General features: G+C 55.2%; 15 protein-coding genes and 1 tRNA gene. 12 read left to right on the forward strand and 4 right to left on the reverse strand.

The genetic code is table 11. The features are described 5' to 3' along the window. The first annotated feature begins 78 nt into the window (after positions 1–78). On the forward strand, positions 79–1,752 hold the full coding sequence (locus B015_RS32395) for a DNA cytosine methyltransferase (protein ID WP_157632654.1): 1,674 nt from the start codon (positions 79–81) through the stop codon (positions 1,750–1,752). On the opposite strand, the gene B015_RS0100925 is transcribed toward B015_RS32395, so the two are convergent. Next, positions 1,749–2,366: a BglII/BstYI family type II restriction endonuclease gene (locus tag B015_RS0100925; RefSeq protein ID WP_018425766.1), complete on the reverse strand. Its 618-nt coding sequence runs from the start codon at positions 2,364–2,366 to the stop codon at positions 1,749–1,751. The genes B015_RS32395 and B015_RS0100925 overlap by 4 nt on opposite strands. A gap of 163 nt (positions 2,367–2,529) precedes the next feature. On the opposite strand from B015_RS0100925, the gene B015_RS0100930 reads away from it, so the two are divergent. From B015_RS0100930 to B015_RS33170, 7 genes are all read left to right on the forward strand, one after another. Next, a complete protein-coding gene (locus tag B015_RS0100930) occupies positions 2,530–3,330 on the forward strand; it encodes a BglII/BstYI family type II restriction endonuclease (RefSeq protein ID WP_018425767.1) in 801 nt (266 codons plus the stop codon). A gap of 671 nt (positions 3,331–4,001) precedes the next feature. Then, positions 4,002–4,265, forward strand: coding sequence for an HNH endonuclease (locus B015_RS33740; RefSeq protein WP_245262282.1), 264 nt, complete (start codon positions 4,002–4,004; stop codon positions 4,263–4,265). Between the two features lie 183 nt (positions 4,266–4,448). After that, a tRNA-Arg gene (locus B015_RS0100935) sits at positions 4,449–4,525 on the forward strand. A 205-nt stretch (positions 4,526–4,730) separates the two neighbouring features. Further along, positions 4,731–5,093, forward strand: a complete 363-nt coding sequence (locus B015_RS33165) for a hypothetical protein (RefSeq protein WP_157632655.1) — start codon at positions 4,731–4,733, stop codon at positions 5,091–5,093. Between the two features lie 408 nt (positions 5,094–5,501). Continuing rightward, on the forward strand, positions 5,502–5,771 hold the full coding sequence (locus B015_RS0100945; RefSeq protein ID WP_026226753.1) for a hypothetical protein: 270 nt from the start codon (positions 5,502–5,504) through the stop codon (positions 5,769–5,771). 6 nt (positions 5,772–5,777) lie between these two features. Then, positions 5,778–6,293 carry a hypothetical protein gene (locus tag B015_RS0100950; protein ID WP_157632656.1) on the forward strand — a complete coding sequence of 172 codons (516 nt, stop codon included), beginning with the start codon at positions 5,778–5,780 and terminating at the stop codon, positions 6,291–6,293. Positions 6,294–6,459: 166 nt separating this feature from the next. Continuing rightward, a complete protein-coding gene (locus B015_RS33170; RefSeq protein ID WP_157632657.1) occupies positions 6,460–6,720 on the forward strand; it encodes a hypothetical protein in 261 nt (86 codons plus the stop codon). A 919-nt stretch (positions 6,721–7,639) separates the two neighbouring features. Here B015_RS33170 and B015_RS33175 read toward each other — a convergent pair. The 3 genes from B015_RS33175 to B015_RS0100970 are packed head-to-tail and all read right to left on the reverse strand — an operon-like array spanning position 7,640 to position 9,301. Further along, positions 7,640–7,816 (reverse strand): hypothetical protein, encoded by a 177-nt coding sequence (locus tag B015_RS33175; protein WP_157632658.1) that lies wholly within the window; start codon positions 7,814–7,816, stop codon positions 7,640–7,642. Beyond that, a complete protein-coding gene (locus B015_RS0100965; protein ID WP_018425773.1) occupies positions 7,816–8,853 on the reverse strand; it encodes a serine/threonine-protein kinase in 1,038 nt (345 codons plus the stop codon). Before B015_RS0100965 ends, B015_RS33175 begins: the two co-directional genes overlap by 1 nt. Beyond that, complete coding sequence (locus tag B015_RS0100970) at positions 8,846–9,301, reverse strand: hypothetical protein (protein WP_018425774.1); 456 nt, start codon at positions 9,299–9,301, stop codon at positions 8,846–8,848. The genes B015_RS0100965 and B015_RS0100970 overlap by 8 nt, the downstream gene beginning before the upstream one ends. Before the next feature lie 463 nt (positions 9,302–9,764). Here B015_RS0100970 and B015_RS0100975 point away from each other — a divergent pair, with 463 nt between their 5' ends. The 4 genes from B015_RS0100975 (at position 9,765) to B015_RS0101005 (ending at position 13,036) form a co-directional block, all read left to right on the forward strand. Next, entirely contained in the window at positions 9,765–9,986 is a 222-nt protein-coding gene (locus tag B015_RS0100975) for a hypothetical protein (protein ID WP_018425775.1), read from the forward strand. A gap of 541 nt (positions 9,987–10,527) precedes the next feature. Beyond that, entirely contained in the window at positions 10,528–10,962 is a 435-nt protein-coding gene (locus B015_RS33180) for a hypothetical protein (protein ID WP_157632659.1), read from the forward strand. A 190-nt stretch (positions 10,963–11,152) separates the two neighbouring features. Further along, positions 11,153–11,467 (forward strand): hypothetical protein, encoded by a 315-nt coding sequence (locus tag B015_RS33745; RefSeq protein WP_081623542.1) that lies wholly within the window; start codon positions 11,153–11,155, stop codon positions 11,465–11,467. 1,359 nt (positions 11,468–12,826) lie between these two features. Then, positions 12,827–13,036 (forward strand): cold-shock protein, encoded by a 210-nt coding sequence (locus tag B015_RS0101005; protein WP_018425782.1) that lies wholly within the window; start codon positions 12,827–12,829, stop codon positions 13,034–13,036. Positions 13,037–13,134: the final 98 nt, after the last annotated feature.

The raw sequence follows: 13,134 nt of genomic DNA on the forward strand, positions 1-13,134 counted from the left end.
CAGGCATAGGTCGGGACCCTTATATAGCCGATGGGTTGGATCTTGTTCTTTCTGCCTCTGTGAGTATGATTCCTGCTGTTGATCAACGCGGAGGTGAGTCGTGGTGGGTGCTTTTTGCGTGCGATAGACCTTTATGCCGGGATTGGAGGGTGGAGCCTCGGCCTGAGACTCGCCGGCGTTGACGTCGTCGCGTCTTACGAATGGTGGCAGCCTGCCATTGATACCCATAACAGCAATCATGCCGGCGATTTGCGATCGATAGACATACGCAAGTTGTGTCTCGAGGACCTTCCTCAGCAGATCGATTTGGTTGTCGGCAGTCCACCCTGCACGGAATTCTCCTATGCGAACCGAGGCGGGCGGGGAAACATCTCCGAAGGGCTGAAAGACCTTGTCAAGTTTCTTGAGGTTGTTGACTACCTGAAGCCTACGTTTTGGGCACTTGAGAATGTGCCTCGCGTTGCCCAGGTGTTGCGTCACGGCTTCGATGATCCGGAACATGCGCTATATCGCTTCAGGCATCTAAAGCCTGAGATCGCAGTTATAGATTTTTCAGACTACGGCGCGGCCCAGGCTCGTAAACGTTGCATCGCCGGTAACATCCCATTCTCCTTGTTGGAAACCTATCGGACGCGACTGCCATCCCGAACTCTTGGGGATGTCATTCAAAACTTAGCGGCTCCGGATGTGGTTACCGACCCACTTTGGGGCGTAACGCTGCCAGTCAGAAAATTGACGGAAGCGCAGGCGGAGGCGCCGCTGAATGGCGAGGAATTGCGAATGAATCGCGAGTCCAAGGAGTTTCACCCGGTCTACAACAATATGGCTTTCCCTGATCCCTTTCCGCAGCCATCGCGGACCGTGACCGCAACGTGCACTCGGGTGTCTCGCGAAAGCATTGTGATTGCGGACCCTAAGGCCCCCGGAGCATTTCGGCGTCTTACAATTCGCGAGCGGGCTAGCCTGCAAGGTTTCCCAATCACATATCAGTTTTACGCCAGATCATTCGCAGAAAAGGCCAAAATGGTGGGGAATGCGATACCACCAACGTTCACGTATCTGGTCGCGCATGCCGCCCAGCGGACGCCAGTCAAGAGTCTTCCAAGTTTCGACGAAGCAGGCGCTTCTCTCGTGCTACCTGCAAAGGTCTCGGCTGTAACACCTCCGGACACCGAGGGGAGATCGTATCCCGAAACACGTAGCTTCCGCGCTGCCCTTCCTGGATTGCGGTTCAAGAGTGGAATGCGGTTCGATTTGTCCAATGACTTTATCGATGGTGGTGCGAACTGGAAGGTCCGTTTCTTCTTTGGCCCATCGAAGGACATCCAAGAGGTTGATCTGGATGGAAGCGTAGAGCTTGATCTCAGGCACTCTCCCCTGGTCGGGTCGATCTTGGTTGGCCTCCAGGGCAATTTCGCGAGGATCGAGAGCAAACTTTGCTCGACCAATCCCGCGACGCTCCAGGCAGTCTGGACTCGTCGCGCCGAGGGGCTTGGTCCATACGAACTGACGGATTTCCTCGGTGAGCTATCGGAGAAGTTACACGACGCCCTGCTTGGGGCGCTGGACGTGGACGCGTTGCAATATTTGACCGCCTACGTTGTTACGGTAGCCGATCAATCGGTCAGAAACGGGAAATTGCCTGGGCAACGAAAGCTGGAGAAGAATGCCATTCGTATTCTCAGTGGCTTCGTCGTAGCGGATTGGTTTAACACGCTATCCTGGCATGATAGGCGCCAACTTGCTGCCTAGTCGTCCGGTGCGATTCCGAACATAACAAGAGGCACCGGGGGGACGCCTCGGCCCTCTCGAATGAGGTTGTAGAGTTCGGCCTCGTAGTATCCTGGTCCCGATGACATCTCTTCCTGAAGGCGTTTCATGGGCACAATCTCAACGCCGACGTCGATTTTGTCGGCTACATAGAAAGCCATGTGCTTCACGAATAGATCATACGCGATGAAGGCATATTTACCCAGCTGAACCTCCACCGCAACACGCTCTTTCACGAAGTCTGTTTGGTTACGTGATGGATATGGTGTGAAGCCAGCATTGACTATTGCTGCCTTTTGTTCAGAGGACGGCAGGTCCATCACCTTCCGATTGGTTCGGGCATCCTCACAGACCCAGTAGGTAGCCTGCACCGACTTCCATTGATGGGATTCAAAACCAGCTTCAAAAGCTTTGTTCATATCTCGAGGAGAATAGAGCCGCTTTTCGAGCTTTCGTTTCTCCTTGGAAACCTTGGTTCTGCAGGCCTCCACATCTATTCCAGCTACTACCTCCCTGATTTCCACAAGGAGCTTTGGCTTCCTCGCTTCGAGGAATTCTAAACCATTGAGGTGGGAATAAGACGCGGCAATCTGCACGTTGAGAGCTCCGTCTTGGGCGCGGCAATATTAAGATTGCCGTTTCACACGTGTTCCCCGGCGACTCGACAACAACTTTGAGGCTAACCTAGTTCTCTGATTCGTTGCTAGCTTCCTCTCTGAGAGGTGGCACCAAAAGGACGAATAGAAAATGGGGTAACTAATGTTCGAGGCACTGGTGGAGCGCGGGTTCCAAATTGAGTTCCAGTCACATGCCCAGGCAATACTGAGCGTTGATTTCCCTGCAGCGATTGAGGAACTTGAAACCGCGTTGCTTGCCACGACGATACCAATCGAGGAGATCATTGCGGGCGGAGGGGGAGAAGCGAAAGGCACGCAGCGGCTACGGAATGCACTGAATGATCTGCATTGGCCTAAGACGGAGTTTGTCGTTGAACGGCGAATAAACGGCGTCCCTCGCGAAAGCCAGTCTCACGAAGTTGACCATGTTCGCTCGTTTGCCACAGGTGAGCGGGTAGCTTTGGAGATCGAATGGAACAACAAGGACCCGTTCTACGATCGCGACCTGGAAAATTTCAAACGGCTCCATGCCGATGGTGCGATCTCAGTCGGCGTCATCGTGACAAGGGGGAAAAAACTTCACGACAATATGCGGGCCTTAGTGCGACGTTTCTTGGATGAGCGCCAAATACAGACATTCGGGGACATGAAGCAGTGGGGTTACGAGCCTACTTCCAGGCAGCGAAAGGCTATCGAAACGAAAGTTAGTCGGGCTCTCAACCCGCTGACTTTTCAGGAAGCGTTTACCAGCCAATTCGTTTCCGACAAATTTGGTGAGGCGACCACCCACTGGCGAAAGCTCGATGACCGACTGCGGCGTGGTGTAGGCAACCCATGCCCACTACTGTTGATCGGCCTACCCGACACGATTGTAACCTTCCACGAGGGCAAGGCGGCTCTCTCCGAGGTCGAGGCAGCGGAAGACATCGACAACAGTGCGTAAGCCTAGCCATTTCCGCTGACGCGGGGCGATCTCAGGTGGGCTCGTCAGTGCTGCCAATCGCGCCGGCGCACTTCCTTTCGTCGGCTATGCTGGAGCTCGTCAGCAAGCTCCCCTGAGAGCGCGGACGACGGTCTGCTGGACGGTTGCCATTTCGATTGCAATTGGCGCCGAGCTTCGTTCAACGTTTCATCCTAGATTTGCGGCGTGCGGAGGGACAAATGGCAAGAACGAGTGGTCACGGCAATCCGAATTGGACCAGAGATGAGACGCTGCTAGCACTAGACCTCTATTTTCGGCTCGATGGTCGCGTGCCTTCACCAAGCGCTTCTGAGGTCCAAGAACTCTCCGGAATTCTTCGGGCGCTGCCCTACCACGCTGAGGCTGCAAAGCGTCCGTCCTTCCGCAACCCGGATGGCGTCGGTTTCAAGCTCATGAACTTGCGCCAGGTTGCAACAGGTAGGGGACTTGGAAACGTATCCAGGACGGATCGAGAAATCTGGGAGCGGTATGGAAATCGCCCGAAAGACGTCCGCCGAATAGCTCAGGGGATATTATCTGGGATGACGATGCTCGAGGCTGGAGAGATACTGCCGGACGACGAGGAGTTTTCAGAGGGGCGCATCCTCACAGCGCTCCATCTCAAGCGAGAGCGGAATCCCAAAGCTAGAGCAATGTTGCTCGATGATAGAAGATCACGCGGCTTGTCTTGCGAAGTATGCGGTTTGGCGCGACCCGATCTCGGGCCGGAACTCCAGGAAGCTCTTTTTGAGGCGCATCATGTCATTCCACTGGCGGAAGCTGGTGAACGCCGCACGAAACTATCGGATTTGTCGTTGCTGTGTGCTTGCTGCCATAGGCTTATCCATCGAGCGATAACCATCAATGGGAGTTGGCTTAGTGTGGCTGAGGGGCGAAGCTTGATCGCAGAGCGATAGCGACTTCATCGGGCCACTGATTACGCCCACCGGCACATCCCCGGCGCACCCGACAGGATTCGAACCTGTGACCTCTGCCTTCGGACCGCCGCACCGATTGACCGTTGAAGCGGAGCACAGCTTCGGCTATGAGGACTGCGTCGTCCGGTGCGCCGGGCGTGGTTCGCGGCCCGCCGTGGACGAGCACCCGTAGCTCAGCTGGATAGAGCGCTGCCCTCCGAAGGCAGAGGTCACAGGTTCGAATCCTGTCGGGTGCGCCAATATTTTCAATAGGTTAAGACTGAAATGGCCGGCGCTGAAGTTCTCAGTGTCACCAGATAGTCACCATAAGTTTGTTGGAAGATGAGCGCGAACGCACCGTGCCAACGAATGACCGGATGTCACGTGAGCACCCTCGGCACCCGGCTGCTTGACCCCCAGTAGTTTTCTGGCACTTTCTCGTTAGAAACGGGGGAAAGCCACAGAATGCAACGCATCTCCATCGTCTGCTTGCTTTCACTGGCTTCTGTGACCTTGGCCCATGGCGAAGACGTGGCGCTCAGAGGAATAATGACCGGAGTGTGCTCGCGAATATTTGAAGGTGTCAAAGAAACTGATGACCTGAAAAACCCTAGGGCCATAGCGATGATCAGTTGGGCTCAGGGATACATCTCCGCGAACAATGTTGGTCGAATTCTTTCGGGCGCACACTACAGAGACATAGGATCCTTGTCGGCGTTGGAGCTATGGGCATCCATGTTCGGATATTGCCAACGCAATCCCACTAAAACCGGCCTTGATGCAGTCATCCATGCTGAAGAACTGATGCAGTCCAAGCCCCCGTCATAGCTGTTCCGGCTAGCGGGGGGGCATCGTGGAATAGGAGGTTCTGGACATGAGGCTTGTTAATGCAGCGCTGATTGGGTGCGTATCTCTTTGGGCCACCGCAGCTTCAGCTCAGCAAACCTTTGGTGGGTACGAATGCACTGAAGATTGCTCGGGCCACAAGGCGGGGTACGAGTGGGCCGAGCGGAATAACATCACAGACGCTAGCGACTGCAACGGCAACAGCAATTCATTCAATGAAGGCTGTGAGACTTTCGTAGAGGACCCGTACCGCGGCGCCGACGAGGACGACGACGGCAATGAGATAGATAGCTGACGCGCCTTTGCAACCTTCAGAGAAGCGTTAGTTGACGGCACCAGTAGGCGGCTTCTACGGTTGAAATCGCCGTAGGTACGTAAAGGCCGATGCTCATGTCGAGAACAGGTCACATTCTGCCAGAGGTCAAGAAGCCTAGGCTGATCGTCGTCGCCGCGTTCAACCGCAATGAGGACGGCGACCTCATACCCGCGTTCGACCCCCGCCAGATGCAGAGCGAGGATGCCGCCAGGCGCTTGGCGAAGATGATCGAGAGCGAGCATGTCGGCGTGATCGCCTGGAGCCGAGAGGCAAACCCAGCCATCGGTGAGTACGGCGAGCCGACTATCCTGTATCAGGCCGGCAGCGTCCCCGACATCGAGTAAACGGAGATGGACGAACCGAGGTGGAAAAGACGGCTCTTGCAAAGGCTGGATGGTTTGACGCCCAATTCGGGTCAAATCGGCGCGAAGCGAGTTCGTGTCAAAGAAGGCCCAGTAGAAGCATTTGTGATGCAGATTGAGAGCTGGGAGTGGGATTATTCTTTCGGTGTCGGGCCGGACTGGCAAACTAAGCAGTGGCGATCGACAGAGGGGCGCAATGTCAAATTTCGCGGGATCTTGCAACGCCCAAACAGGTTCAGGGGTAAGGTGGTTCAGCTCACGCTTATGCCCAACAAGGCAATCGACGAGAGCGATCCGAGTTCTGCTCCCTCTGGCATTGGCCATCTATGGCGAACGCGTCCTGTTTGGACGCCCCAAGTCAGTATTCCTGCCAGCGCATTGACGCCTCTTCTTGTTGTCGCTGACAAGTTCAGATTCGCGCTTTTTGAGGCAACTGCAGAAGGCGACATTAGAAATTTCACCCTCCAGATGACCATTGATGATGAGCAGCTTGGCGGCGTTTGATCAGGTTACGAATATGCCGTTCTGAGCACATCCAATAGTCGGCTATTTTGCCCTGGTGAGTACTGTCGAGGTGGCGTGGATGGCGTATGTCGCTTTTCGTTGCTGCCGGCTTTGCAGAAACCCCTTCGGCGTGCCACAAATGTGCAGACAATCCGGGGGGATAATCATGAAGAGACTGTTGCCACTGGTCGCACTCGCGGCCATCGCTGGATGCGCCACTCCGCCATCCAACATCAAAGCTGCTCCATCGGACGGCCAGAAATGCAGCCAAGCAGACCGTGATCGCTTAGCTGACATCACATCCCGCCAGCAGCGTGTTGCCAATCAGGACGCACTTGGCGTGTTCATGATTGGCGTGCCGTTGGGCGGTTCCGAAACCCATGAGCCAGAGATAGCCCGCCTTAAGGGCCGGTGTGGTGTGAAGTAGGCGCCCGAATATGGACATACGCGAAATCATGTTCAGCCTAGGAGATAGCCAGGAGATACCAAGCGCTGGTATGGCGGCTTTCCCAAGTGATGATCCTCTAACACCAACCTGGACCCTGACAACCATTCTTGGCCGTTTGCTAGACGTTGCCGAAAGAGATTTCGGTCCTCGGGACAGATCCTTTACCCCTATAGGAGTCGAGTTTCACGGGGACCATCCCAAGACTTGGTTCCCTGGGTTCTCTGACAAAATTGCAATCCGGCTGTCCGAGAATTCAAGGTTAGATCACCGTAGAGCGATATTTCAGTTGGCGCATGAAGTGATACACCTCCTGGCGCCGGTATCGCGCTCTGCGCCGGTGGTGGAAGAAGGCTTGGCCACCCACTTCAGCCACGTAGTCTCGAATGCAAACCGCTTGGGCTACACATCTGGTGTATCTAACTATCTTGAAGCGGAAGCAGCATTTGTGCGACTGCATTATATGGACCCGACCGCCGTAAAGAGGATCCGCGAGGTTGAGCCGAGATTTGCGGATTGGACTTCGGCGCTGGTCAGACAGATAGTCCCAGGATGCCCCATCGACTTGGCAGAGTTGCTCTGCTTGCCTTTCTCAGAATTGCAGACCGTGGCTACCGTCTAAGACGAAGAAAGCCCCGCCACCTTTCGGCAGCGGGGTGATTGGGTGGTTAGTCGGCGGTACTGCAAGCATGGCCGCTTCAGCCATGGTGCCGCGGCAGCGTTAACGGCCGGTAAACCCAGCAGCGAATGGCTGGAAAAGGGCGGGTATCTGCCGGTGACGATGCTTGAAGAAGACGGCGAAGTCGACGGCAACGCCTAAACGCAAAACCCTAGGCATAGGCGATGAAGACACTGAGAGAGCGGGTCGCGTTCGCGCGAACGCTGGCCCGAACAGCGATCACTATCTCACGCGCTTCGATTTAGATGCAGTGACAGCGCGAAAATCCAGATAGTGACCGCTTAGGGGGGCGGTGAAAAATGGGCTGCTCTTGTTGACGGCAACGACCACCGCCTGCGCCTTATGCGCAGAAACGGCGCGCTTCTGGTATAGCGCGGGATCGTTCTTTATCTTGACCATCAGTTTTCCCGCAGCGCCCGCCTTATGGCAGTTTTTGTCATGGCCTGGACGCATAAGTCACGCTTACGCCTAGGGGCTCCTCCAGGAGCCATAGAGGTAAACACAGTCGATCCGTCTTGGTTCACGACGAACCGCTTTTCCGTGTTGCCGTCGAGCTTAACCCAAACTTTTCTAACAGGATCTTGCACTGGCCGCCAGTCAAGGCACTGTTCAACTTCCGCTAGCGCATTTGCCACCGCCAAAGCAGACGGAAAGCGATCATTCGGGTTTGGCTCAAGGCACTTGCTGACAACACGCTGCAGGTTGATTGGGACGTGCTCGCCAAAGAGGGCGCGGTCGGGGAAATTGCCTGATGCGATAGCCCGGCCAAGCGCGGGTCGGTCCAGCCCCGCTGGCGTCACGAATGCGGAATATTGGCGATGAAACTCGTCATTCCCGTTAAGCATTCGATAGAGCGTCAGACCAATCTGGTAGATGTCGAACGACAGCGTATATGGTGGCCCGGCCACAACTTCGGGCGGCGCCATGCGAATATAGAGGCCATTCGGCTCGGCTTGGCCAAGCTGCATCTGTTTCGCGAGGCCGAAATCGGAAAGAAGCGCCTCGCCACGATTGGAGAGAAGCACGTTGTCCGGTTTGATATCGAAGTGGATTAGCCCTTTCGAATGTATGTTGTGCAGCCCGCAGAGCAATTGACAGCCGAGCTTCACAACCTCCCGCACTGTCAAGCGTCCGCCGTTCATAAGCCCCTTGACTGAGCCCCTCCGGTAGAAGGGCATCGCGATATAGATGTTATCGGCGTCTTCGCACGCGTAATGGATTTGCACGACGTTCTGGTGGGTCGTATTGTAGAGGTGCTTGGCTTCGTCAAAAAACTCATCCGGGTCGGCTATCTGCGCTTTGGCAATGGTCTTCATTACGATTTCCGCGCCAAGCTGGGCATCGTGGACCACGTGGGTCGTGGAGTTACGGCCATCCGCACCAATTTCCCGAATCTGGCGGAAATTTAGTTCGGCGCGCTGGTATGGCTTAAGCATTGACGGCCCCCTTGGCGCACAGAATGGCTTCGCGTTGCTCCTTGCTCATAGCTCCCCAATTTTCGACGCCGGGATCGGCAGCGCCGTCGATGATCGGCTTCAGGTCAGCCCTATCAATCCCCAGCCTAGAAGCGATGGACGAGATATGGCCGATGTAGAAGCCATCTAGATCGCTGCTGGCGAATGCTTCCTTGATTACGCCTTCAATCTCAATTCGAGCGACCGACGGGTTCTGTGCCGAAGGTTCAGTAGCGCGCACGCCTGCGCGAGTGACACCATACTCCCGCATTACATCAAGCAAGTTGCTGCGAATGTATTTTAGAGCATCGGGAGTATCAAAGGCTGCGGGAACGATGATTTTCTCAACGTTTACAATAGCCTGAGTGTCTGAATCATAGATGGCGAACGTAACGGCGGCCGGGGCCGCACGTATCCCGATAGTCTTCATCGATCCCCCCAAATCACTACGGGATCGTGTCTTTTTTATCGGCTGCGATCAAGCCTCAAAGCCATGGTATACTGAGGGTCGCCGGCCCGTCTCAGAAAGTGCAGGGCCACGGTCCGCACCGGCACTGCTTTCGTCAAACAGATTTTACCTAGATAGTCGCGTCGTTCCGCTCAGCCACCTCTCGGCAGCAGGCCGCGTAATAAGTGGCAATGAACGCTAATCAAGGCTACGGCCTCGGTGTCGGAGCGTCCTTCTCGAGCAGCCGAACCGCACGATCGATCTACATGGATACGTTCTGAAGTATGTGTGTACCGGATACCGGATATGGAACAGAAGCTGTCCGGAGGTTCCGCAGGGATGCTCGGGTCCAAACTTTGGCCTTTGAACAACCATCGCGCTTGATTCTTATAAGCGCGGGGATACGCTCTTATCGTGGTCTCAAAACGCCTTGCTGGAGGCATCCATGGATAAGCCGCGGTACCTCAATCACCAGCTCGAATGCCCTTATTGCAAAACTATTCGGCTGAGGATTCCTGAAGACGCCCTGCCCAGTACGCCCATCGCGTGCGACGACTGCGGCGAGTATCTCGGCAGCTGGGATGAGATCCAATCCGATCTTGAGAAACAAGGCGGGACTAGCGGCGTATTCTTCCTCGAAAAGGGTCGTATCCGCCGGATAGCCTAGATCGAAGGCAAGGCCTTACCTCACGATTGGACGCACCAAGGCAATCAGGCGATCAACACGTAATTCGGCCACTGATAGCAGTGCATCAATCTCGTCAAGCAATTCGCCGGAAGTGGGACGCAGCAACCCACGCGCTTCGCGTAGGTGGTTTTTGGCTGCCAGTGCGTCCTCTAGTTTCGTAGTTGGACCCATTGCTCCGTTCCAGCTTCCCCACATCAGATGGCGTAAGCGCGAGAAACATCAAGTAGGTATGGCGCTGGTGACCCTGCCAAAGTGAAAAGGCCCGTCAGGCGGACCCATAAACGAAGAAAGCCCCGCCAAGGACCATACCAACGAGCCACCACAGCGCCTTGCCGAGCAGCCAAGCGCCGGCAGGCCATGCAATGAGGGCACAATGCATGCAGCTAGCACGAAAGTTTTTCATTGGCGATTGCTATCATTGGCGGCAACACATAAGCTATCTTTATCGGTAGCTTCTGACACGGGCGTTGCCGGCTAAGGGTGGCCATCGTGCCCTGGCCCTGACCTGAAGGAGGACAAGATGTCTTCCAATTACCTCGCCACCCTGGGTTCAGAAACCCATGACTGCAGTCCGCCAACTGGTGCTGCAGAAATCGCCGCGCATAGCTTGCCTCCTATCCAGTCGGCCTGCTCAAGCGCCCCCGTCGGAACCCCACATTCAGACGACAAAGGGCCGCTTTATCGGCAAGAACATATGCTGCCGTCGCCAGAGGAAGAATATGAGGCTGCGACTACGATCCACCCGATCGGCTTTGCCCCGCATTGCAGCAGATACATCATTGCCAAGAATGCGGCCGGTGAAACGGCGATGGTGTCGTGGTCGTGTACTGGCGCACCGGCATCGGAGCAAGGCCACTGGGTGCGTCATGGGACAGGCGAGGACTTCGACGCCGTGGATTGGGTGAGTACCATCTGGACCGAGCTAGAAGTACGAACCCAACTGGCGGGGCAGTAGCCCGGCAATGCCTCAGGCCGGCCTAGGCCGGCATGCGCCTGATCCCAGCGTCGCCGCATTCCTTGCCAGGCGAAATGCTAACGCTGAAATTGAGAGCAGGCTTCGACATATCGTCAGGGCAGATAGCCTTATGCGGCTGTCTACGGATATCGCCAAAAATGAGAAACAAATCGACTTCGGAGTTCTCATCATGAATAGAACCAATTACTTCCCCCAACACGTGAGCGCTGCAGTCAGCGCTTTCCTAAATGAATGTCAGAAGGAAGCACAGCCCTTCGCAATATCTGAAGCAACGGCTGCAATCAGGCGCATGTTCCCCGGTCTCGACATATCAGATGCCAGGCTCTTGGACGCCGTTGCCAGTGAAGCATCGATGGCTGGTTTCGATATCAGGCCAGGCGCCTCGGGACCATCAAGGACCGAAGCACAGCGCCGAGTCGACAACGACACCGATGGCAGCAGGCGTCGATCCAATGATACCTGGAGAAGAAATGAAATTCTTTGACGGATAACAGGCAGATGATCTGGCATGAAAATCACCGTCAGAGAAACAGATTTTGCAATTGCCTGGATGACAATATCAATCCTGACCAGCGCCTTCAGCTATTTCGTCTATCTTTTCTTTGGCAGCATTGGCTGGTGAACGCCTGTGCAAGCTGCTTACAAGTGGGTATTCCGCCTCCGCCGCAAGGAGGTCGCTATGGCAGATCATGCCGGCCAAAGAAAACGATCCGCAATGGGCCGCTTGGAGCCGTTGCCGCACCCCATCGAGTAGGCAAATTCAGATGAAATACCGAGAAGTTCAGGAGCATCTTAGGGCTCTTGGTGTCGTAATGAGCAAGCGAGGCTGCGAAATTCGGCTCAACCATTTCGGAGGGATGGAGGATACTGCGCTATACACTCAGAGCCTCGAAGAGGCGCTTACGGCGGGTATCGGTATGGCCTCCCCCAAGCTCGCCAGCAGTTGGTTTACCATCCGTAAGAATGCACTTTGAGGTCCGACGCCCCTAATTCCAACTCGCGCACATAGAGCGGTTACTGTATGGCAATGCCAACAGCAATTGCTTGTTATTGATCGAGATAAGCGTATCGATTTTCGTGACCATCCATGTGAACGGGCGCTGGGTGTTGAGAGAGAACGTCATGGCTTTCGTCCTCATTCGCAGGAGAAAGTCATGGACAAAGTTCCCAATTGCAGCCCGGCATTTGTCTACCCTCGAGTGCGAAGCTGCTCTGCATAAAGGGGAAGCGAGCAAGGCTGCCTCTGTAACCGCAACGTTTCCCGTGGGCGGTCGCCCACGCCTTTTCTATTTCCTACTCAGACCCCGTATGCCCAGGCGAAAGCTAATGTTCGGTCTCGGGACAATCGCAACAGAGCACTGGCACTGCGTTCGAAAGTGGGCTGCCCCGTGAGGCACTTGCCAGCTTTGCTTGCTGACAAACGCTGACGACTAGGGCTCGGCGTGAAAAAGAAAAAAGCGGGCAACGCCCGCTTCCCTCTGGCTCCTGAGACCAACTCGCCGCCGGTACATTCGTGGTCGGCATGCTATCAATCAGGGCAAATGCGACCGTTATCGGCAAAGCCCATCATCGTATCTCGATGCGCGCTTCGCTCCAACCAACTGGCCGATGCCGCCCTTTTAGACACCGAAAGCCATGAAAGCAAGTTCTTTTTTGCTCCTCATTCGGCAGCCTTGTTATTGCCCCATTAAGGGAATATAGTTTTTATATCGATCTTGCTGAAGAACTTTGTTCCGCGCGCAAAAGCGCCTCTACGATCTTCCCCTCAAAATCGAGTTTTAACGAGCCGTCACGCATATTGCTTGGCGGATACTTTGTTGTATCGATTGAAAGGTAATCGTCAATGGCAACTGGAACTGTGAAATTCTTCAATTCCACCAAGGGTTTCGGCTTCATTCAGCTCGATTCTGGCGAACAGGATGTGTTCGTTCACATCTCGGCTGTAGAGCGCGCTGGCATGCGCACGATTGTCGAGGGTCAGAAGGTCAGCTTCGACGTGGTGCGCGACAACAAGTCCGGCAAGAACGCAGCTGAGAACCTTCAGGCCGCATAATGCTCTAGGGGCTGGCCACAGATGCGCCGACCGTCCTTGTTAGAGACAGTCAACAGAAGGTCGGGGGTTCCCGGCCTTTTTTGTTTCAGGAGAAAGTC

Origin of the sequence: Hoeflea sp. 108 (assembly GCF_000372965.1) — a bacterium.
Taxonomy (GTDB): Bacteria; Pseudomonadota; Alphaproteobacteria; order Rhizobiales; family Rhizobiaceae; genus Aminobacter.

What these genes read in the sequence shown, in the direction of transcription:
- B015_RS33745 (WP_081623542.1), top strand. Translation starts at nt 11,153, where the DNA reads ATGAATAGAACCAATTACTTCCCCCAACACGTGAGCGCTGCAGTCAGC.
- B015_RS33170 (WP_157632657.1), top strand. Translation starts at nt 6,460, where the DNA reads ATGAAGAGACTGTTGCCACTGGTCGCACTCGCGGCCATCGCTGGATGC.
- B015_RS0101005 (WP_018425782.1), top strand. Translation starts at nt 12,827, where the DNA reads ATGGCAACTGGAACTGTGAAATTCTTCAATTCCACCAAGGGTTTCGGC.
- B015_RS0100975 (WP_018425775.1), top strand. Translation starts at nt 9,765, where the DNA reads ATGGATAAGCCGCGGTACCTCAATCACCAGCTCGAATGCCCTTATTGC.
- B015_RS0100965 (WP_018425773.1), bottom strand. Translation starts at nt 8,853, where the DNA reads ATGCTTAAGCCATACCAGCGCGCCGAACTAAATTTCCGCCAGATTCGG.
- B015_RS0100945 (WP_026226753.1), top strand. Translation starts at nt 5,502, where the DNA reads ATGTCGAGAACAGGTCACATTCTGCCAGAGGTCAAGAAGCCTAGGCTG.
- B015_RS0100970 (WP_018425774.1), bottom strand. Translation starts at nt 9,301, where the DNA reads ATGAAGACTATCGGGATACGTGCGGCCCCGGCCGCCGTTACGTTCGCC.
- B015_RS0100950 (WP_157632656.1), top strand. Translation starts at nt 5,778, where the DNA reads ATGGACGAACCGAGGTGGAAAAGACGGCTCTTGCAAAGGCTGGATGGT.
- B015_RS33165 (WP_157632655.1), top strand. Translation starts at nt 4,731, where the DNA reads ATGCAACGCATCTCCATCGTCTGCTTGCTTTCACTGGCTTCTGTGACC.
- B015_RS33740 (WP_245262282.1), top strand. Translation starts at nt 4,002, where the DNA reads ATGTTGCTCGATGATAGAAGATCACGCGGCTTGTCTTGCGAAGTATGC.
- B015_RS33180 (WP_157632659.1), top strand. Translation starts at nt 10,528, where the DNA reads ATGTCTTCCAATTACCTCGCCACCCTGGGTTCAGAAACCCATGACTGC.
- B015_RS0100930 (WP_018425767.1), top strand. Translation starts at nt 2,530, where the DNA reads ATGTTCGAGGCACTGGTGGAGCGCGGGTTCCAAATTGAGTTCCAGTCA.
- B015_RS33175 (WP_157632658.1), bottom strand. Translation starts at nt 7,816, where the DNA reads ATGGTCAAGATAAAGAACGATCCCGCGCTATACCAGAAGCGCGCCGTT.